The organism is Microlunatus sp. M237, assembly GCF_056896895.1.
In genome coordinates this window covers 161259-180990 of sequence record NZ_JBXHBL010000003.1, presented here as the reverse complement: position 1 = coordinate 180990, position 19732 = coordinate 161259, and the positions used below count along the sequence as shown (strand labels likewise).

The window sequence follows — 19732 nt, the reverse complement described above, 5'->3', positions numbered from 1 at the left end:
ACCGGGCAGACCTCTGCTAGAACGAAGACACCCTGACGTAGGAGTCTTCCGATGAACTGGTCTCGTCGCATCGTCACGTCCGTCGTCGCCGCCGTTGCGGGGCTTGTCCTCGTGGCGGCCCCCGCAGCCGCGGATACCTACGAGTATCAGATCGCGAGCCGCGGCGACCTGTGGGCCTACGAGAACGCCTACTCGGGGAACTCGTACGGCTATGCCGTCTACGAGGACGGGGGTGACGAGATCTACATCTTGGACCGGAAGAGGGACGGGATGCGGGTGGCGGCGTTCTGGTCGGTGCCGTCGCTCAACCGGACCGGGCTGTGCGTCAACACCCAGGGCGAGCAGGCGCTGCTCGAGTGCAACAAGAGCTTCGCTGAGGGCCACAAGATCTACATCAAGTTCGCCGGACGGTGCAATGGCAACGTCAGCCCGTGCCGGAAGCTGAGCCAGTATTCCAACGGCGCGGGCACCGACAGCACCACGACCTGAACCTTCCGGCGCCACAGGTGCCACCATCTCGCCCTAGGGAGATCCGATGACATCGGTACGCCGACGACCAGCCTCGATGCTCGCCCTCGCGCTCGCCGTCTGCTGCTGCCTCACGATCAGCGCGACGCCGGCTCAGGCACAGAGTGGCCGTGCCGTCACCTCAGACACCGGTGACATCGCCGGGCACACCAACTTCGACGACGCGATCAATGTGTACAGCGTCTACGACGATGACAAGGACGGCGTCGGGGTGGTCGGGTGGATCGAGATCCAGCAAGCCAACGGCAGCTTCCGAGCTCTCCCGCGGGTCTATGTCGGGACGGGGAACGGCACGCACAAGTCCGCTTACCAGAACATCGCCCGCGAGTCCGCCACGGTCAAGATCGTCGCCTGCCGCCAGAACGGCTCGACCGGGCGGCCGTTCAGCTGCGGTACGGCTCGGGTCCGCGGCTGACCCGCGCAGACCGCTGTCACCGCGACCGAGCGCACTCAGGCGATGCTGCTGCGGAACCTCCGCAGCCGCAGGCTGTTGGTGACCACGAAGACCGAGGAGAAGGCCATGGCCGCCCCGGCCAGCATCGGGTTGAGCAAGCCCGCGGCGGCGAGCGGGATGGCCGCGACGTTGTAGGCGAAGGCCCAGAACAGGTTGCCGCGAATGGTGCCCAGGGTGCGCCGGGCCAGCCGGATCGCGTCAGCGGCCACCCGTAGGTCACCGCTGACCAGCGTCAGGTCACTGGCCTCGATGGCGACATCGGTGCCGGTGCCCATCGCCAGGCCGAGATCGGCCTGGGCCAGCGCGGCGGCGTCGTTCACGCCATCCCCCACCATGGCCACCACCTTGCCGTCGTCCTGCAACCGGCGTACGGCGGCGACCTTGTCGGCCGGCAGCACCTCGGCGATCACCTGGTCGATGCCGACCTGGGCGGCCACCGCCCGGGCCACGACGGCGTTATCGCCGGTCAGCAGCACCGGCGTGAGGCCGAGGCGGCGCAGCTCGTCGATCGCGGCCAACGACGTGTCCTTGACCGCATCGGCCACCACCAGCACGCCGCGGGCCCGACCGTCCCAGCCCACCGCGACGGCCGTCTGGCCCTCGGCCTCGGCGGCTCGCAGGGTGGTGTCGATCTCGTCGGGAAGCGGCCAGCCGTCCTCGGTCAGCAGCGATCGCCGCCCCACCAGCACCGTGTGGCCCTCGACGACGCCGCGGACTCCTCGGCCGGAGACATTGGTGAACTCGGTCACCGGAGGCAGGGTGGCGACCCGCCGGCGCGCCCCGACGGCGATGGCCTGGGCGATCGGGTGCTCGGAGGCGTCCTCGAGCGCTCCCGCGAGCCGCAGCACCTCCTCGGCGCTCTCATCGTCGGCTGCGGCCACGTCGAGCAGGGTCATCCGACCGGTCGTGATGGTGCCCGTCTTGTCCAGGACCACGGTGTCCACCCGGCGGGTGGACTCCAGCACCTCCGGGCCCTTGATCAGGATCCCCAGCTGGGCGCCGCGGCCGGTACCCACCATCAAGGCGGTCGGCGTGGCCAGCCCGAGCGCGCACGGGCAGGCGATGATCAGCACCGCGACCGCGGCGGTGAACGCCGCCGCCGGCCCGGCGCCGCTGCCGAGCCAGAACCCGAGGGTGGCCACGGCCAGGGCCAGCACGATCGGTACGAAGATCGCGGAGATGCGGTCGGCCAGTCGCTGGACCTGGGCCTTCCCGTTCTGGGCCTCGGTCACCAGGCGGGACATCTGAGCGAGCTGGGTGTCGGCTCCGACGCGGGTGGCGGTGACGACGATGCGCCCGCCCGCGTTGACGGTGGCGCCCACCACGGTGTCGCCGGGTCCCACCTCCACGGGTACGGACTCCCCGGTCAGCATCGAGGCGTCGACGGCCGACGAGCCGTCGACCACGGTGCCGTCGGTGGCGATCTTCTCGCCGGGGCGGACCACGAACCGCATCCCCACCGCGAGCTGGCTGGTGGGAATGCGCTCCTCCCGGCCATCGCGCAGCACCGACACCTCCTTGGCGCCGAGCTCCAGCAGGGCGCGGAGCGCGGCTCCGGCCTGCCGCTTGGACCGGGCCTCGACGTAGCGTCCGGCCAACAGGAAGGTGGTGACCCCGGTGGCGGCCTCGAGGTAGATGTTGCCGGCGCCGTCACCGCGGCTCAGCGTCCACTCGAAGGGGTGTCGCATGCCGGGGGTGCCGGCGGTGCCGAGGAACAGGGCGTACAGCGACCATCCCAGAGCGGCCAGGGTGCCGAGCGAGACCAGGGTGTCCATGGTGGTCGAACCGTGCCGCAGGTTGGTCCAGGCCGCCCGGTGGAACGGCCAGGCACCCCAGGCCACCACGGGTGCCGCCAGGGTCAGCGACAGCCACTGCCAGTAGGTGAACTGCAGCGCAGGGATCATCGCCATCGCGATCACGGGGACCGTCAGCACCGCTGACACGATCAGCCGCCGCCGCAGGGCCTCAGTGGGGTCGACCGCGACTCCACGGTGATCCCCGTCCTCGCCGCCCGCAGTCGGCGGTGGCGGCACCGTGGCGGTGTAGCCGGCCTTCTCCACCGTGGCCACCAGCTCGTCGGTGCTGACTGACTCGGGGTAGGACACCCGGGCCTTCTCGGTGGCGTAGTTCACGCTGGCGGTCACGCCGTCGAGCTTGTTGAGCCGCTTCTCGATCCGGGCGGCGCAGGAGGCGCAGGTCATGCCGCCCACCTCCAGCTCGATCTGCTGGTTCCCGACAGCCACCAGCTCGGTGGGAGGGCTGCTGCTGGGGGTGCTCATCGCTGGTCCTTGTCTGTGATCGATCAGTCTGCTGGGATCCGCCGGCGTCGATCTGTCGGCGTCGGCTCCTGGGCGTCCGCTGGTGGGTGTGGTCCGCGGTCAACCACCGTGACCGTGGCCGGGGTCGTCCTCATGGCCTGGTGTGGACCCGGACGGGTCAGCCGGATCGGGAGTGCCCGCCGGGGTGCCCTGCTGAGCGCCGCCCACGATGACGGTGAACTCGGCGGTCCGCACGCGGTCGCCGTGGCGAAAGTCGAGGAAGAGTCGGTACGCGCCGTCGCTGGGGGCGGTGACGTAGAACGTGATGCCGGGACCCGGCTCGGTCTTCGGGTCCGCCGGCCCGCCGGCCGGATGGACGTGCAGATAGGCCAGGTCGCGGTCGCGGAGCGCCACCAGGTGGCCGTACGCCTCGAGATAGGGCTGGAGGTCGGTGACCGGCTTCTCGTCCCTGCTCACCGACAAGGTCAGCTCCGACTCCTCCCCCGCGGTCATCGTGCCGTCGAGGGTCACCGTGTAGCCGTCCACCGTCGCCGTCGACGAGACCGGCGGCAGCGGCCGCGGCGTCAGTTCGCCGGCCACGAACAGGTCGGCGCCCAACGTGAGCCCGTCCTCGCGGCCGGCCGGGGTGAAGTCGGCGAAGACCCGGTACGTCCCTCCGCGGGACAGGTTGAGCGGGACACTCCAGGTGCCGTCGGCGGCCAGCCGGGGATGCAGATGCTGATAACCGGTCAAGTCACGGCGGACCGCGATCAGATGCAGGTCCTTGCCATGCTCGGGGGTGTAGTCGGTCACCGGCTCGCCGTCCGGCCCGAGGACACGGAACCCGACGTCGACGGCCGCGCCGCGGGAGACCTGCCGGCGAGTGAGATCCAGGGTGTAGCCGTCCTGGGAGACCATCAGCCCTCCTGGCAGCGCTGCGGCGACGGGTGCCGGGGCCGGCGTGTGCTCCGCGCCTTGGTGCGGGCCGGTGGCCGATGGCCCAGGCGCCGATGAGCCGGTCGCCGATAGGTCATCGCCGATGGGTCGGACCAGCCTGCCGATCCCGGTGGCCGCGGCGAACACAGCGACCAGGCCGAGCACGAACCCAGTGACTTTGATCGAGGTCTTCATGGCTGCTTCCTCCTGGCTAGCCCGCGCTGTCCGCCACGGTCGTGACGATCACGCAGGGCGCTTCGGAGCTATCGACCGGCCAGCTCGTAGCCGGCCTCTTCGACGGCCTCGGAGACGGCGCTGTCGTCGACGGGAGCGTCGCTGGTGACCTGGACGGCTCCGCTGGTGAGGTCGACCGAGACCTCGGTGACACCGGGGATCTTGGTGACCTCTTCGGTGACTGCGCGCACGCAGTGCTCGCAGGTCATGCCGGTGACGGTGTAGGTGGCACTGGAGCTCATGGGAGAACCTTTCGGGGGGTGGGACGTCGAGCTGACCGCTCGACGCTACGGGTCAAGACCGGACGAGCCGCGCGATCGCGTCGGAGGCTTCCTTCAGCTTCACGTCCGCCTCGGGCCCGCCGGTGGCGACCGCTCCGACCACGCAGTGGCTGAGGTGCTCGTCCAGCAGGGCGAGCGAGACCGACTGCAACGCCTTCGTCATCGCCGACACCTGGGTGAGGATGTCGATGCAGTACTGCTCCTCCTCGACCATCCGCTGCAGTCCACGGGCCTGACCCTCGATCCGACGCAGTCGCTTGAGATAGTCGTCCTTGTTGCTGATGTAGCCGTGCGGTCCTGCGTGCTCAGTCATCAAGATCGTCTCCTCCAGCGGCGATGAACCCATCGATCAGATACCCACTGGGGGTACCTGACAGCCACTCTACCCGCGGAGGGATCGGCGCTCAAGTGCCCGATCAGTCCTGCGCTGCCAAGCGGATCGCCAACGTCGTCCGCCACTCGTCGGGGCTGGCCACCTCCAGCGGGTTGGTCTCGAAGAACTCCAGCCGACAACCCCAGCCCGCGCCGCCGTCCGGGCGCTGCCGATCGGGGCCCATCCCCAGCTCGCCGGCCCGCCGGATCAGATCCTCGGTGACGTCGTCCAGCCGGTCCGGAGATCCGGTGAAGGTGGTGACGACATACCGACCGCCCGGGAGCAGGTCGAAGTCCCATCGTGGGGCGGCCGCCGATGACCGCGCGCCACCGGAATCGTGCGCTGGATCGAGTGCCACGCCCACCCCCGCCTGGACCACCAGCTCAGCGTCGCTCGGGTCGCCAACCAGATACCGGACGAAGGGCGCACCGACCGGCGTCAGGCCCTGGGCTGCCAACCAGCCGAGGATCTCGGGGATCTGGTCGACGACGGGGGCGAAGTGATCCGCCCGCACCGTGGCCGTCACCCCCACGTAGGGCTGCGCATCGCGCGATTCGACACTGACGTCGGGATAGCTGGTCATGCTCAGTCTGACCTGTCCGCGGCGGCAAACTCATCGGCTGCCGCGTGGTTCTGCGCCTGCACCGTCGGAGCGCGTCGACCGGCGGCGCGGCATACTGAGTTCCGCCGACGCGGGGCGTACGGCACCGGCGCGGACGCGCGCGGCACCAGACCATCAGGCACGAAGGAAGTTGATCATGGCCGAGTTCAGCGCAGCGGTTTACCAGAACGAGTTCCTGCCCGACGGCGGGACCGACGTCAACGCGATCGTCACCCTCTCCTGCACCGGGGCCGGCGAGGCGGGCCGCAGTGGCGGCGGCGAGGCGGGCGAGATCATCATCGTCGACACCTCAGGCTCGATGGGCCGGGCCAAGCTGGAGGCGGCCAAGATCGCGGCGGCCGCCGCCGTGGACCAGGTGCTCGACGGGACCTGGTTCGCCATCGTCGCGGGTAACCACCAGGCCTACCTCGCCTACCCGCCGGTACAGTCCGGCGCCGGCATGATCAAGATGGACGACCGCAGCCGGTTCGCCGCACAGCAGGCGATCAGCCAGTTCCGGTCCGACGGTGGCACCGCGATGGGCACCTGGCTGACCTTGGCCGGCCGGCTCTTCGACTCGATCCCGCTGCTGACCCAGCGGCACGCCATCTTGCTGACCGACGGCGAGAACCACAACGAGCGCCCGGAACAGCTGAGCGCCGCCATCGCGGGCGTCACCGGCCGCTTCCAGTGCGACTGCCGTGGCGTCGGCGTCGACTGGCAGGTGGCCGAGGTACGCCGGATCGCCCAGGTCCTGCTCGGCACCGTTGACATCATCCCCAGCCCGGACGCGATGGCCCAGGTGTTCGCCGAGCTCATGCAGCAGGCGATGGGCCGCGGCGTGGCGGATGCCCAGCTGCGGGTGTGGGCCCCCCAGGGCGCCCAGGTGCTCTTCGTCCGGCAGGTGGCGCCCACGGTGGAGGACCTCAGCAGCCGCCGGACGGCGGTCAACCCGCTGACCGGGGCGTACCCGACCGGCTCGTGGGGCGACGAGTCGCGGGACTACCACGTCGGGATCCGGCTGGCGGCCAAGGCACTCGGGCAGGAGCAGCTGGCTGCGCGGGTCCAGCTCGCCGTCGGCGATGAGGTGGTGGCCCAGGGCCTGGTCAAGGCGAAGTGGTCCGCCGACGACGCCCTCACCACCCGGATCAACCCGGAGGTCGCCCACTACACCGGACAGACCGAGCTCGCCGACGCCATTCAGGAGGGTCTGGCGGCCAAGGCGTCCGGGGATGAGGCCACCGCGACGACCAAGCTCGGCCGGGCCGTTCAGCTCGCTGCCCAGACCGGCAACGCCGAGGCGACCACCCGGCTGCGCAAGGTGGTCGACATCGACAACGTCGAGACCGGTACGGTTCGACTCAAGCGGGCGGTCGACAAGGCCGACGAGATGGCACTCGACACCGCCTCGACCAAGACCACCCGGATCAAGGGCTGACCCGTGCTCGCCAGCACCGCCGACCCAGCACTGGAGACACCATGACCTCGACCTGCCCGGCCGGGCACTCCTCCACCGCCGACGACTACTGCGACGTCTGCGGCATGCCGATCGACGCCGGCCCACAGCCGGGACAGCCGGCCGAGGTGCCGGTGCCCGCCCCGGTCGCCGCCGCCGGTCCGGGCGCGCTGCCGTGCCCGAACTGCTCGACCGAGAACACCGCCGAAGCGCTGTTCTGCGAGGCCTGCGGCTACGACTTCACCACCGGCACCATGCCGCGGCCGCTGACCCCACCGGAGGGCGTCGCCACGCCACCCTCGGCCGCACCGGCTGCCGCCGGCTCCGACGGGGGCGACGCACCCACCTTCGTCGCCCCGGCCGGCAGCGGCGTCGAGTCCGCCACCGCGCCTGGGTCCGCCGCGGCACCGGGCGCAGCCACCGGCTGGGTGGCCGAGATCTGGATCGACCCCGACTGGTACGCCGCGCAGGAGAGCCCCGACCCGATGCCGTCGGCCGGGCTGCCCGACATGATCGTGCTGCGGAGCCGGTCGCTGCTGATCGGGCGCACCAGCAGAAGCCGCAACATCCACCCCGACATCGCCTGCGAGTCAGACACCGGCATCAGCCGACGTCAGGCGCAGTTGAGCACCGACGGCAGCCGCTGGTTCGTCGAGGACCTCGAGTCGTCCAACGGAACCTTCGTCGCCCCGGCCAGCGGACCGCTGCCCACCGACCCGATCCCGGTGGGGCTGAAGCACGAGCTGCAGCCCGATGACCGCATCTATCTCGGCGCCTGGACCCGGATCGTGGTCCGCCGCGGCACCGATGAGGAGCTCGGTCAGGGCTGAGCTCGATCCCACCGCCGGGCAGCGGCCGCAGCCGCGACGCTCCCGGCTCGCTTTCTGCTCCGCCGACGGCGAACAGGCACCCGCTGCTCCGAGGCGGTATGGCACCGTTGAGCCAGAACTCCGGCAGCTCGCCGGGGAGCACCATCAGGAGGAACAGTGGAGATCAAGGTCGGCATCCGAAACGTCGCCCGCGAGATCGTCGTCGAGACCAACCAGGCGGCGTCCGACGTGGCTGAGGCGTTCAGCGGTGCGCTGGCGGCCGACGGTCTGCTCACGCTCACCGACACGAAGGGCCGTCAGGTGATGATCCCGGCCACCGCGATCGGTTACCTCGACATCGGCGAGGAGAACAGCCGGGCCGTCGGCTTCGGCGGCATCTGATTCGGCGGCAGCTGAGCTGCCCTCCGGCGGTCGCGGGTCGCACCCGTGGCCGCCGGAGCCTCAGGCCTGGAGCCCGAGTGTGGCCATGCGCTTGGTGTGGTTCTCCACCAACCGCGAGAACATCCGGCTGATCGCCGCCAGGTCCATGCCCGGGCGGTCCACCGTCCCGGCCAGCAGGCTGGTGAGCGCGTCGCGGTCGGAAGCGACCCGCTGGGCCTGACTGAGCGCCTCACCGACCAGCCGTCGTCCCCACAGCGCCAGCCGCCCCGCCACCTTGGTGTCGGACCGGATCGCACTGCGCACCTTCTCCACCACGAACTCGGCGTGGCCCTCATCCGACAGCACCTCGTGCACCAGCGCCCGGGTATCGGGGTCCACGAAGGCCGCCACCTCGCGATAGAAGTCCGCCGCGAATCCGTCGCCGACGTACGCCTTGAGCAGCCCTTCCAGCCAGATCTTCGGGGCGGTGTGCTCGTGGAACGCGTCGAACGGTCCGTGGAACGGCTCCATCGCCACCATCACATCGGTGTCCAAGGCAGCCAGCCGCTGCTTGACCCGGTCGAAGTGCTCGATCTGCAGAGCCGCCATCGACGCGATGTGAACCTTGTCGGCCAGGGTCGGCGCCATCCGGGCGTCCTCGGCCAGCCGCTCGAAAGCGGTCAGCTCGCCGTACGCGAGCACCCCCAGCAGGTCGATGGCGCCTTGGCGGTACTCCCGGTCACCGGGGCGCTCCGGGAGGTCCTGGGCGGGCACGACAGGCGGCTCATCGGTCATGACTGGCAGCCTAACGGCGTCTCGAGGTGGTTCGCGGTAGACTATGGGGTGTAGTACGTACCGTCGAGTGCGTCCCAGGCGTTCCTGGCACCGCAGAACCACCGCGATGTGCTGGACCGGTGTGCCCTCGACTTCTCCGACACGAAAAGGCGAGACCCTGAGTAACGACATCACGGACGCGGCGGCGCCGACGACCGACCCGACGGTCATCGAGCCCGTCGACCTCTCCACCCCCGACACCCCCGAGCCGATCGCGCAGCAGACCTTCGCCGATCTCGGCGTGCTGCCCTCGATCGTCGAGTCGCTGGCCGCTGTGGGCATCGTGCACCCGTTCCCGATCCAGTCGATGGCGATCCCGATCGCCCTGGTCGGGACCGACATGATCGGCCAGGCCCGCACCGGAACCGGCAAGACCCTGGCCTTCGGCGTGGCGCTGCTGCAGCGGATCGTCGTCCCCGGTGAGCGCGACTTCGAGCTGCAGTCCAAGCCCGGCGCCCCCCAGGCCCTGGTGGTCTGCCCGACCCGCGAGCTGGCCAGCCAGGTGAGCAAAGACATCGCCACGGCGGCCAAGGACCGTGGTGCGCGCGTCCTCACCGTCTACGGCGGCGTCGGTTACGACGGCCAGCTGGACGCCCTCGTCGAGGGCGTGGAGGTCGTGGTCGGTACGCCCGGCCGTCTCCTCGACCTGGCTGACCGCCGCTCGCTGGACCTGAGCCACATCAAGGTGCTGGTGCTGGACGAGGCCGACGAGATGCTGGACCTGGGCTTCCTGCCCGACGTCGAGCGGATCCTGGCCAAGACCCCCGAGCTGCGCCAGACGATGCTGTTCTCGGCCACCATGCCCAGCGCGATCGTGTCGCTGGCCCGTCGTCACCTGCGCCACCCGGTCAACATCCGGGCCGAGTCCGCGCAGGAGACGACCACGGTGCCGGCCACTGCGCAGTTCGTCTATCAGGCGCACGACCTGGACAAGCCGGAGGTGGTGGCCCGCATCCTGCAGGCCGAGAACCGCAACCGGGCGATGATCTTCTGCCGCACCAAGCGCTCGGCGCAGCGGGTGTCGGACGACCTGGCCGAGCGGGGCTTCGCCGCCACCTCGATCCACGGCGACCTGTCCCAGATCGCCCGGGAGAAGGCGCTGACCAAGTTCCGCAGCGGCGGCATCGACGTGCTGGTGGCCACCGACGTGGCCGCCCGTGGCATCGACGTCGAGGGCGTCACCCACGTGATCAACTACGAGTGCCCCGACGACGACAAGACCTACGTGCACCGGATCGGTCGTACCGGGCGGGCCGGCGCCTCGGGCGTGGCCATCACCTTCGTGGACTGGGCCGACCGTACCCGGTGGAAGGTGATCAACAACACCCTCGGGCTGCCGTTCCCCGAGCCGCAGGAGACCTACTCCACCTCAGAGCACCTCTATCACGACCTGGGTATCGAGCCGGGCACCAAGGGCCGGCTCGTCCCGGCCAAGCCGGCCGAGGACCGTCCGCCGCGGGAGTCCCGTGGCCGCGGCGGTGACCAGAGCCGGGGCGCTGATCGCGACCGCGGCGGTGACCGGAGCGAGCGAGCTGCCGATCGGCCCGCCGAGCGTGACAGCTCGACAGCAGCAGAGCGCCCCAAGCGCCAGCGGAGCCGTCGCCGGACCCACAACGGAGCCCCGGTGGAGGGTGCCGAGGTGACGGCCCAGACGGTCCAGTCCGACCCGGAGCAGCCGATCACCGCACCGGGCTCCGACGCGGGTGTGACCGAAGGGTCGGCGCCGCGCACCCGCCGTCGCCGCCGTCGTTCCTCCGACGCAGCGACCCCGGCCGCAGCCGCCACCGACTGAGCTGTTGCACGTCCACGAAGCCTGTCGTTCCCTCCGGGACGGCAGGCTTTGTGCGTGCGTGCGTGCGCGGGGACGTGCGGACGCCGATCCCAGGACGACCAGGGACGACCGGGCTGCTGCGCCGCGGTCAGGCCGGGTCGATGAGCTGCTGCGCCACGGCGCGGTAGGCGATCGCGCCTTTTGAGGAGCGGGCTGTGCTGAGGATCGACATCCCGGCGGCCGGCGCCTCGGCGAACCGGACCGACTTGGGGATCGGCGGCTCGAGCACCGCGATGCCGTAGTCCTCGCCGATCCGCTCCAGCACCAGTCGGGAGTGCGTGGTGCGGGCGTCGAACAGCGTGGGCAGCACCCCGAGCACGGCCAGCCGCCGGTTGGTCACCCGCTTCACATCGTGGATGGTGTCGAGCAGCTGCCCGACGCCGCGGTGGCTCAGGGTCTCGCACTGCAGCGGGATCAACACCCCGGTGGCCGCCGTGAGCGCCACCGTGGTCAGGATGCCCAGCGACGGCGGGCAGTCCAACAGCACCACGTCGTAACGCTTCAGCAGCGGCGCCAGCGCGTTCTTGAGCACCTGCTCGCGTCCGGTCCGCGTGAGCAGCAGCTGCTCCGCCGTGGCGAGCTCGATGGTGGCCGGCAGCAGGTCGACGTCCTCGCCGGTCTCGATCACGATGTCGGCCGCGGCCACCTGGCCGAGCAGCACCTGGTGGACCGACGCCTCGACGCCCTCGGGGTCGTAGCCGAGGGAGAACGTCAGGCAGGCCTGGGGATCCAGGTCCACCACGAGCACCCGCTTCCCGAGTTCGGCCAGGGCCGCACCGAGGGACGCGACGCTGGTGGTCTTGGCGACGCCACCCTTCTGGTTGGCGACGGCGATAACCCGGGCCTTGGCCGGGCGCACCTTCGGGGTGGGTCGGTCGGCGAGGTTCTGCGCGGAGGGAGTCATCGGTGACCATTCTGCCGGACGTAGAGTGAGCGGCATGGTTGCCACCCGTCCCTCCAGCCGTCCCGCCGAGATCATCTCCGACCAGCTCACCCTGCCCAGCCGCGATGTCACGTTGGCGCTCGACCGGGTCGAGGCGTCCGAGCCGAGGGGCAGTGTGCTGCTGGTGCATGGCTACACCGGCAGCAAGGAGGACTTTGCGCCGGTGCTGCCGCTCTTCGCCCACGCCGGTTACTCCGCCTACGCCCACGACCAGCGCGGTCAGTTCGAGAGCAAGGCGACGGGTCCGTTCTCACTGGACAGCTGGGCCGACGATGTGACGGCGCTGGCGGCGCTGCTGCCCGGACACCGTCCGGGGACGCCGTTGCACCTGGTGGGACACAGTCTCGGCGGACTGGTGGTCGCCCGTGCCGTGCAACGCGACCCGGCACCGTGGTCGTCGGTGACGCTGCTGTGCTCGGGGCCGGGCGGACACGGCGAGCAGCCCCGGCTGCAGCGAATGCTGAGCGCCCTGGACAGCTACGACCTGGCCGAGGTCTACCGCCGGAAGCGGGCCCTCGAGCTGGCTGACGGGGCGACCCCGCAGGAGGAGGCCGTCGAGGCGTTCCTCGAGCAGCGCTTCGTCGCCGGCAACCCCGAAGCGCTCGCCGAGCTGACTCGGGTCCTGATCGACACGCCGGACCACGTCGACGCCATCCTGGCCAGCGGCGTGCCGGCGCACGTGGTGTACGGCGAGCGGGATGCAGCCTGGCCGCAGAGCCTGCAGGACGACATGGCGGACCGGCTCGGGACCGTGTCGGTGGTCATCCCCGACGCCGACCACTCCCCGGCCGTGGAGCAGCCGCAGGTGAGTGTCGACGTCCTGGTCGCGCTGATCGACGCCGTCTGACCCTAGGAGGCCAGCCGCTCCCGCGGGGGACGGCCGGAGCCGGCGGGGTCGACCCCGCGCTCGGCCTGGCTGATCTCGGCCCAGATGACGTCCAGGGACAGGCCGAGCACGTCTGCGATCGCGGCGATGGTCGAGAACGCCGGCGTCGCCACCCGCCCTGACTCGATCTTGCGGAGCGTCTCGGGGGAGATCCCTGCGTCGAGGGCGGTATTGAGCATCGGGCGCTCTCCCCTGGCGCGACGCAACAGCGCACCAAGGCGCTGTCCGCGCTCGACCTCGGCTGATGTGAGCGGCAATCTGACCATGCTCCGATACTAATACCGGGATAGTATGACCGGGATAGTTATTGGCTCCCAGCAGAGAAGGTGCCGCATGATCGAGATTCTGAGCCCCACGGAGCTGACCCGAGCACGCGAGACCGGTGCACTCGTCGCCGACATCTTGCAGCGGCTGAGGAACCACATCGGAGTCGGCACCAACCTGGTGGACATCGACCAGTGGACCCGGGTGTTGATCGCCGACGCCGGCGCGCAGTCCTGCTACGTCGACTATGCGCCATCCTTCGGCCGCGGACCGTTCGGGCACTACATCTGCACCTCGGTCAACGACGCCGTCCTGCACGGGCAGCCCCAGGACTATCCGCTCGCCGATGGCGACCTGCTGTCCCTCGACCTGGCGGTCTCGCTCGACACAGTGGTCGCCGACTCGGCCATCAGCTTCATCGTCGGCGAGTCACGGCCGCCGGAGAGTGTCGCGCTGATCAGCGCGACCGAGCGCGCGCTGTCTGCCGGAATAGCCGCCGCAGGCCCCGGGGCGCGCCTCGGTGACATCTCCCACGCCATCGGCTCGACCCTCGCCGAAGCGGGCTATCTGATCAACACCGAGTTCGGCGGCCACGGCGTCGGGTCGACGATGCATCAGGACCCGCACGTGTCGAACACCGGACGACCCGGCCGCGGCTACCAGCTGCGGCCAGGGCTGCTGCTGGCGCTGGAACCATGGGTGATGGCCGACACCGCCGATCTGGTCGTCGACTCCGACGGCTGGACGCTGCGCAGTGCGACGGGCTGTCGGACAGCGCACAGTGAGCACACCATCGCCATCACCGGCGACGGTGCCGAGATCCTCACCCTGGCGTCGCAACCGCCCGCGGAAGGCGCGCCCTAGGCGATCCGGCGCTGCAGCTCGACGAAGACGGCGGGATCAGTGGTGTTGCAGCCCAGATCGTGATCCACCTTGCCGGTCCCGTGATAGTCACTGGACCCGGTGGTGAGCACGCCGAGCCGCTCCCCCAGGGCTCGCAGCTTCGCCCGGGCGTCGTCGTCATGATCCTGGTGGTCGACCTCGAAGCCATCCAGTCCCTGTTCCGACACCAGCTGCTCCAGTACGACCGGCGGCAGCACCGCCTCCCGGCCGCGGCCCCACGGGTGGGCGATCACCGCGACGCCGCCGGCACCGTGCACCAGCTCGATCCCGCGCGCGATGTCGATGGCATAGCGAGCCACATGGGCGGGTCCGCCCTCGGACAGGAACTTGTCGAACGCCTCGGTCCGGTCACGGACGTGCCCGGCCGCGACCAGGGCGTCGGCGATGTGCGGCCGACCGACCGACGGGCTGGTGCCGACCTGCTCACGCACCGCGTCCTCGGTCACCGGCACCCCCAGCTCCGCCAGCTTCGCGAGCACGGGCGACAGCCGGTTGCTCCGCCCGCTGCGGACCCGCGTCATCTCCTCGGCCAGCATCGGGTTCTGCGGGTCGGCGCCGTAGGCCAACAGGTGCACGCTCTGGCCACCCCGGGCGCAGGAGACCTCGATCCCACGGACCACCCGCACCCCGACCTCGACACCGGTCGCGACGGCCTCGTCCAGACCGTCGAAGGTGTCATGATCGGTCAGCGCCACCACATCCAAGCCCGCGCGGGCAGCCAGCCGCACCAGATCGGCGGGCGCGTCCGTACCGTCCGAGACGCGCGAGTGGGTGTGCAGGTCGATTCGCATGATCAACACCTATCACGCCTCGTCGAGGTGGCCTCATTCCGTGGCGGGCAGCAGTCCACGCACCACCCGGACCGCCACCGACATCCGGGCCAGGTCCGGCTTGGCGTCGCAGATCGACCGCAGCATCCGGACCGAGTCGGCCACCGCCGGAGTGATCTTCTCCCACTGCGCCACCAGGTCGGCCGCCGGCTCGGTGCCGACGCCCGCGGCCAGCACCTCCGCCGTCAGCTGGGCGTGCACCGCGTGCAGGTCGTCGCGCAGCGCCGCCCTGGCCATCGTCTGCCAGCGGTCCTCGCGCGGCAGCTCGATGATTCGGCCGAGCACCCGGTCGAGACCCAGCCGCTCACCCAGGCCGAAGTGAACCTGGGCAGCGCGCAGCACGTCGATGCCGTCCCGGTTGGCGGTCTGCACCACCGTCAGCGCCGCGTACGCCGCCGGCAGCACCGCCACGGACGCGGCCAGCTCCGCGGAGGCACCGCCGTCGACGTAGCGCGAGGTCCGTGCCGCGAACGCCTCGGCCTCGCGACCATGCAGGATGGTGGGGATGGCGGCCACCAGCTGGCGTACCAGCGGGGCGAACTGCTCCACCGCGGCGCTGATGTCGATCGGGCGGCGCCGGTTGTTGATCACCCAGCGGGTGGCTCGCTCGACCGTGGTGCGCACCTCCATCCGCAGCTGCGTCTGCACCTCGGCGTCGACCTGGTGGTCGCAGGCGGCGATCCTGCGGTCCAGGTCGGCGGCGTCGAAGATCAGCCGAGCAGCGAACTGAGCCCGGATCACCTCGGCAGGGGGTGCGCCGGTCTCGCCCGAGAGCCGGTGGAAGCAGCTGATGCCGGCCGTGTTGACGAACCCGTTGACCGCCACCGTGGCGATGATCTCGCGGTGCAGCCGGTGTGCGGGCATGACGTCGGCATAGCGCTCGCGCAGCGCCGTCGGGAAGTACGCCTGCAGCAGTCCGGCCAGATCGGGGTCGTCCGGGAGGTCCGACTGCAGCACCTCCCGCTCCAGCGCGATCTTGGTGTACGCCAGCAAGGTGGCGAGCTCGGGCGTGGTCAGGCCGCGCTTGGCCGCACGACGCGAGGCCATCTCCTCTGTCGACGGCAGGAACTCGATCTCGCGGTCCAGCAGCCGGCGGTCCGCCAACCGGTCCATCCAGTCCTCGTGCACGCCGGCCATCGACGCCGCCTGGAAGGCGCTGTTGGCCAGCGCGAGGTTCTGCTCGCGATTGTTGCGCAGCACCAGCTCGGCGACCTCGTCGGTCATCGAGGCCAGCAGCTCGTCGCGTTGAGCCACCGTCAGCCGGCCGGCGGCCAGCTCGCCGGCCAGCAGGATCTTGATGTTGACCTCGTGGTCGGAGGTGTCCACGCCGGCGGAGTTGTCGATGAAGTCGGTGTTGATCCGGCCGCCCGCGGCGGCGTACTCGATCCGGCCGAGCTGGGTCAGTCCCAGGTTGCCGCCCTCGCCGACGCAGCGGCACCGCAGATCGACTCCGTCCACGCGCAGCACGTCGTTGGCCTTGTCGCCCACCTGGGCGTTGCTCTCCGCGCTGGACTTCACGTACGTCCCGATGCCGCCGTTCCACAGCAGGTCGACGGGAGCCGTCAGGCAGGCGCTGATCAGCTCGGTCGGTGACAACGACACCACCGAGGGCGCCAGCCCGAGCACCGCGCGCACCTCCGGCGTGATCGGGATCGCCTTGAGGGTCCGGGGATAGACCCCGCCACCGGTGGAGATCAACGAGGCGTCGTAGTCGGCCCAGCTGGACCGCGGCAGGGCGAACAGCCGGGCGCGCTCGTCGAAGCTCGTCGCCGGGTCGGGGTCGGGATCGAGGAACACGTGCCGGTGGTCGAACGCCGCCACCAGCCGGATGTGCCGGCTGAGCAGCATGCCGTTGCCGAACACATCGCCGCTCATGTCACCGATGCCCACGCAGGTGAAGTCGGAGGTCTGGCAGTCGACACCCAGCTCGCGGAAGTGGCGCCGCACCGACTCCCACGCCCCGCGGGCCGTGATGCCCATCGCCTTGTGGTCGTAGCCGGCGGAACCGCCGGAGGCGAAGGCGTCACCGAGCCAGAAACCCGCGTCCACCGAGAGGGTGTTGGCGAGGTCGGAGAAGGTCGCCGTGCCCTTGTCCGCCGCCACCACCAGGTAGGGGTCGTCGGCGTCGTAGCGCACCACATCGGTGGGCGGTACCACCGCACCCTCGACGATGTTGTCGGTGACGTCGAGCAGGCTGGTGATGAACAGCCGATAGCAGGCGATGCCCTCGGCCATCCAGGCGTCGCGATCCACTGCGGGGTCCGGCAGCCGCTTGGCGTAGAACCCGCCCTTGGCGCCGACCGGGACGATCACGGTGTTCTTCACCATCTGCGCCTTGACCAGGCCGAGCACCTCGGTCCGGAAGTCCTCGGCGCGGTCGGACCAGCGCAGCCCGCCGCGGGCGACCGCACCGAAGCGCAGGTGCACGCCCTCCACCCGTGGTGAGTAGACGAAGATCTCGAACGCCGGGCGCGGCTCGGGCAGATCCGGGATCTTCTTCGGCAGCAGCTTCATCGTGATCGCGCCGCGGTCCGGCTGGAAGGCGTTCGTCCGGACCATCGCGGTGACCACCGCGAGGTAGGACCGGATGATCCGGTCGTGGTCGAGACTCGCCACGTCGGCCAGCGCGTCCAGCACCCTCTCCCGCAGCTCCTCGGTCCGCTTCTTCCTCGCTGACAGGTCGGCGCGAGCTGTCCGCCCGGTTCCGGCAGCAGGGTCGAACTTGGCCTCGAACAGCCGCACCAGGCCACGGGCGATATCCACGTTGGCGACCAGTGCCTGAGCGATGTACGTCTGGCTGTAGGTGCTCCCCGCCTGGCGCAGGTAGCGCCCGATCGCGCGCAGGACTGCGACCTGGCGCCAGTCGAGGTCGGCCCCCATCACCAAGGCGTTGAAGGCGTCCGGCTCGCTCAGCCCGGTGTAGGAGGCCGCGAACGCGTCCATGAACTGCTGCCGCGCCGCCTGGCTCCACCGGGTCGACACCGACGCTGCGCCCCCGGGCACGGTGATCCCGAAGTCGTAGATGAAGGCTCGCTCGTCGCGGGCCAGCTGCAGCTCGTACGGCCGCTCGTCGATGACGTCGACCCCCAGCAGCGACAGGTGCGGCAGCACCTTCGACAACGACAAGGATGCGTCGCGGCGGAAGATCTTGAGCCGGAGGTCGGCCTCGTCCTTGCTCCGGTCGGGCACATACAAGGCCATCGACATGTCGTTGTGGTGCCGCAGCGCGGTCAGCGCCTCAAGGTCTTGGACTCCCTGGCGCGGGGTGTAGTCCTCCTTGTAGCCCTCCGGCAGTGCGCCGACCAAGGTGGCGAGGGTGTCCGGTTCGGGCACCCCGGCCAGCTGGTCGGCGAACTCGTCGTTCCACGAGCGCGTCGCGGTCGTCAGCTCGCGTTCCAGGCTGCGGAGGTCCACCTCAGCCATCGACTCACCGACCGGCATCCGCACCACGAAGTGCAGCCGGGCCAGCACCGACTCGCTCACCCGGGCGGTGTAGTCGATCGAGGCTCCGGCCAGCCGGTGCAGCAGGATGTGCTCCATCCGATTGCGGACAGCGGTGGTGTAGCGGTCCCGGGGCAGATAGACCAAGCAGGAGAGATAGCGCCCGTAGCCGTCGAGCCGGACGAACAACCGGACCTGACGCCGTTCCTTGAGGTGGGCCACCTTCTCCACCACCGGGGCGAGCTCGTCGACCGAGGCCTGGAACAGGTCGTCACGCGGGAACGTCTCCAGCACGTCGGCGACGGCCTTGCCGCCATGGCTCTGCGGGTCGTAGCCGGAGCGCCGCAGCACCTCTTCGGCCTTCTGCCACAGCACCGGGATGCGACGTACCGACTCCGAGTACGCCGACGAGGCGAACAGGCCGAGGAAGCGCCGCTCACCCACCATGGTGCCGTTGGCGTCGAGGTCGCGGACGCCGATGTAGTCGAGGTAGGTGGGCCGGTGCACCCGGGACTTGGAGTTGCCCTTGGTGATGATCATCAGCTCGACCGGACGGCCCGGCTGGGGCAGGGCGTGGAACGCGCCGGGCGGGTCTGCGTCGGCCCGCAGGATGCCCAACCCAGTCGCCGGCGTCGGCTGCAGGATGGGAGCCTCGGGTGTACCGGTGAGGTCGTAGTGGCGATAGCCGAGGAAGGTGAACTGGTTGTCGGCCAGCCAGGTCAGCAGCTCGCGGGCCGAGGCGACCTCGCCGCTCCGCTCGGGGTGCGGCAGCGTGTCGAGGTAGCCGACGGCGTCCAAGGCGCGGTCGCGCATCCGGGACCAGTCCTCCACCGTCTCCTCGACCAGCCGGAGCACCTCCAGCAGCCCGTTCTGCAGCTCCTCGACCGGCGGTGTGGGCGACTCGGGGCGCTGCGGCGGCAGGATCTCCAGATGCATCCACGACTCGGCCAGCACGCCGGGGTCGTCGGTGGCGTCGCCGGTGTGCACGATCTCGCCCAACCCTCCGGTGACGTCGCGACGGACGCCGAACTGCGGATGGAACACCTCCCGGATGGTCCAGCCCTGCCGCAGGACCTCCATCGTGACCGAGTCGACCAGGAAGGGGCGGTCGTCGGTGACGATCTGCACCACCGTGGCGCCGCCTGCCGTCCACCCGTCGGCGGATGGACTGGGAGTCCGGATGGCGATGGTGGGCCGCCCGGCTGGGCGCTGCAGGGCGAGCTGGTAGTGGCTCCGCACCAGGCCGAGGAGGTCCTCGACCGTGCGCTGGTCCATGTCGGCGGCGTCGACATGGCGGAAGTAGCGGGTGAGAAAGTCACTCACCACCTCGGGTCGCTGCCCCATCTCGGTGGCCAGGGCCGCGCCCCGCGCAGCCACCGAGGCGATCTTCGCCGACTTCTCGCGTTCGAGCTCGACCTCGAATGTAGTCACGGCACCCTGTCCTGGTTGAGCCCTCGCACGTCGTCGTGCGCCTGCTTGTGACCATAGT

General features: G+C 70.4%; 18 protein-coding genes. 8 read left to right on the top strand and 10 right to left on the bottom strand.

The annotated features are described in order from the left end of the window. Window positions 1-51 precede the first annotated feature (51 nt). A complete protein-coding gene (locus AC1XX3_RS11945; RefSeq protein WP_483321367.1) occupies window positions 52-489 on the top strand; it encodes a hypothetical protein in 438 nt (145 codons plus the stop codon). A 46-nt stretch (window positions 490-535) separates the two neighbouring features. Next, window positions 536-943 (top strand): hypothetical protein, encoded by a 408-nt coding sequence (locus AC1XX3_RS11940; RefSeq protein ID WP_483321366.1) that lies wholly within the window; start codon window positions 536-538, stop codon window positions 941-943. Window positions 944-978: 35 nt separating this feature from the next. On the opposite strand, the gene AC1XX3_RS11935 is transcribed toward AC1XX3_RS11940, so the two are convergent. The 5 genes from AC1XX3_RS11935 to AC1XX3_RS11915 all read right to left on the bottom strand — a co-directional run bounded on the left by AC1XX3_RS11935 (window position 979) and on the right by AC1XX3_RS11915 (window position 5647). Beyond that, on the bottom strand, window positions 979-3261 hold the full coding sequence (locus tag AC1XX3_RS11935) for a heavy metal translocating P-type ATPase (RefSeq protein ID WP_483321365.1): 2283 nt from the start codon (window positions 3259-3261) through the stop codon (window positions 979-981). Window positions 3262-3360: 99 nt separating this feature from the next. Then, a complete protein-coding gene (locus tag AC1XX3_RS11930) occupies window positions 3361-4371 on the bottom strand; it encodes a hypothetical protein (RefSeq protein ID WP_483321364.1) in 1011 nt (336 codons plus the stop codon). Window positions 4372-4439: 68 nt separating this feature from the next. Continuing rightward, the gene (locus AC1XX3_RS11925) at window positions 4440-4652 is read right to left on the bottom strand and encodes a heavy-metal-associated domain-containing protein (RefSeq protein ID WP_483321363.1); all 213 of its coding nucleotides are present in this window, start codon (window positions 4650-4652) and stop codon (window positions 4440-4442) included. 52 nt (window positions 4653-4704) lie between these two features. After that, window positions 4705-5004 carry a metal-sensitive transcriptional regulator gene (locus AC1XX3_RS11920; protein ID WP_483321362.1) on the bottom strand — a complete coding sequence of 100 codons (300 nt, stop codon included), beginning with the start codon at window positions 5002-5004 and terminating at the stop codon, window positions 4705-4707. Between the two features lie 103 nt (window positions 5005-5107). Further along, window positions 5108-5647, bottom strand: a complete 540-nt coding sequence (locus AC1XX3_RS11915) for a GyrI-like domain-containing protein (protein ID WP_483321361.1) — start codon at window positions 5645-5647, stop codon at window positions 5108-5110. 175 nt (window positions 5648-5822) lie between these two features. Between AC1XX3_RS11915 and AC1XX3_RS11910 the strand changes: the two genes are divergently transcribed. The 3 genes from AC1XX3_RS11910 to AC1XX3_RS11900 all read left to right on the top strand — a co-directional run bounded on the left by AC1XX3_RS11910 (window position 5823) and on the right by AC1XX3_RS11900 (window position 8332). Next, window positions 5823-7103: a vWA domain-containing protein gene (locus tag AC1XX3_RS11910; protein WP_483321360.1), complete on the top strand. Its 1281-nt coding sequence runs from the start codon at window positions 5823-5825 to the stop codon at window positions 7101-7103. A gap of 41 nt (window positions 7104-7144) precedes the next feature. Then, window positions 7145-7951: an FHA domain-containing protein gene (locus AC1XX3_RS11905; protein WP_483321359.1), complete on the top strand. Its 807-nt coding sequence runs from the start codon at window positions 7145-7147 to the stop codon at window positions 7949-7951. Window positions 7952-8107: 156 nt separating this feature from the next. Further along, a complete protein-coding gene (locus AC1XX3_RS11900; RefSeq protein ID WP_483321358.1) occupies window positions 8108-8332 on the top strand; it encodes a DUF3107 domain-containing protein in 225 nt (74 codons plus the stop codon). A gap of 60 nt (window positions 8333-8392) precedes the next feature. Here AC1XX3_RS11900 and AC1XX3_RS11895 read toward each other — a convergent pair whose 3' ends face one another. Next, window positions 8393-9106, bottom strand: coding sequence for a ferritin-like fold-containing protein (locus tag AC1XX3_RS11895; RefSeq protein ID WP_483321357.1), 714 nt, complete (start codon window positions 9104-9106; stop codon window positions 8393-8395). 280 nt (window positions 9107-9386) lie between these two features. On the opposite strand from AC1XX3_RS11895, the gene AC1XX3_RS11890 reads away from it, so the two are divergent. Beyond that, the gene (locus AC1XX3_RS11890) at window positions 9387-10937 is read left to right on the top strand and encodes a DEAD/DEAH box helicase (RefSeq protein ID WP_483322092.1); all 1551 of its coding nucleotides are present in this window, start codon (window positions 9387-9389) and stop codon (window positions 10935-10937) included. Between the two features lie 127 nt (window positions 10938-11064). Here AC1XX3_RS11890 and AC1XX3_RS11885 read toward each other — a convergent pair whose 3' ends face one another. Then, window positions 11065-11880: a ParA family protein gene (locus AC1XX3_RS11885; RefSeq protein WP_483321356.1), complete on the bottom strand. Its 816-nt coding sequence runs from the start codon at window positions 11878-11880 to the stop codon at window positions 11065-11067. Between the two features lie 34 nt (window positions 11881-11914). On the opposite strand from AC1XX3_RS11885, the gene AC1XX3_RS11880 reads away from it, so the two are divergent. Then, window positions 11915-12766, top strand: coding sequence for an alpha/beta fold hydrolase (locus AC1XX3_RS11880; RefSeq protein ID WP_483321355.1), 852 nt, complete (start codon window positions 11915-11917; stop codon window positions 12764-12766). Window positions 12767-12768: 2 nt separating this feature from the next. On the opposite strand, the gene AC1XX3_RS11875 is transcribed toward AC1XX3_RS11880, so the two are convergent. Beyond that, entirely contained in the window at window positions 12769-13071 is a 303-nt protein-coding gene (locus AC1XX3_RS11875; protein ID WP_483321354.1) for a helix-turn-helix transcriptional regulator, read from the bottom strand. A gap of 67 nt (window positions 13072-13138) precedes the next feature. On the opposite strand from AC1XX3_RS11875, the gene map reads away from it, so the two are divergent. Then, the gene (gene map / locus AC1XX3_RS11870; RefSeq protein WP_483321353.1) at window positions 13139-13933 is read left to right on the top strand and encodes a type I methionyl aminopeptidase; all 795 of its coding nucleotides are present in this window, start codon (window positions 13139-13141) and stop codon (window positions 13931-13933) included. Here the strand turns inward: map and AC1XX3_RS11865 are convergent. Together AC1XX3_RS11865 and AC1XX3_RS11860 are read right to left on the bottom strand one after the other, a co-directional pair. Then, window positions 13930-14763, bottom strand: a complete 834-nt coding sequence (locus AC1XX3_RS11865; RefSeq protein ID WP_483321352.1) for a PHP domain-containing protein — start codon at window positions 14761-14763, stop codon at window positions 13930-13932. The two genes, map and AC1XX3_RS11865, sit on opposite strands and share 4 nt — an antisense overlap. A 33-nt stretch (window positions 14764-14796) precedes the next feature. Beyond that, window positions 14797-19674 (bottom strand): NAD-glutamate dehydrogenase, encoded by a 4878-nt coding sequence (locus tag AC1XX3_RS11860; RefSeq protein ID WP_483321351.1) that lies wholly within the window; start codon window positions 19672-19674, stop codon window positions 14797-14799. Between the last annotated feature and the right edge of the window lie 58 nt (window positions 19675-19732).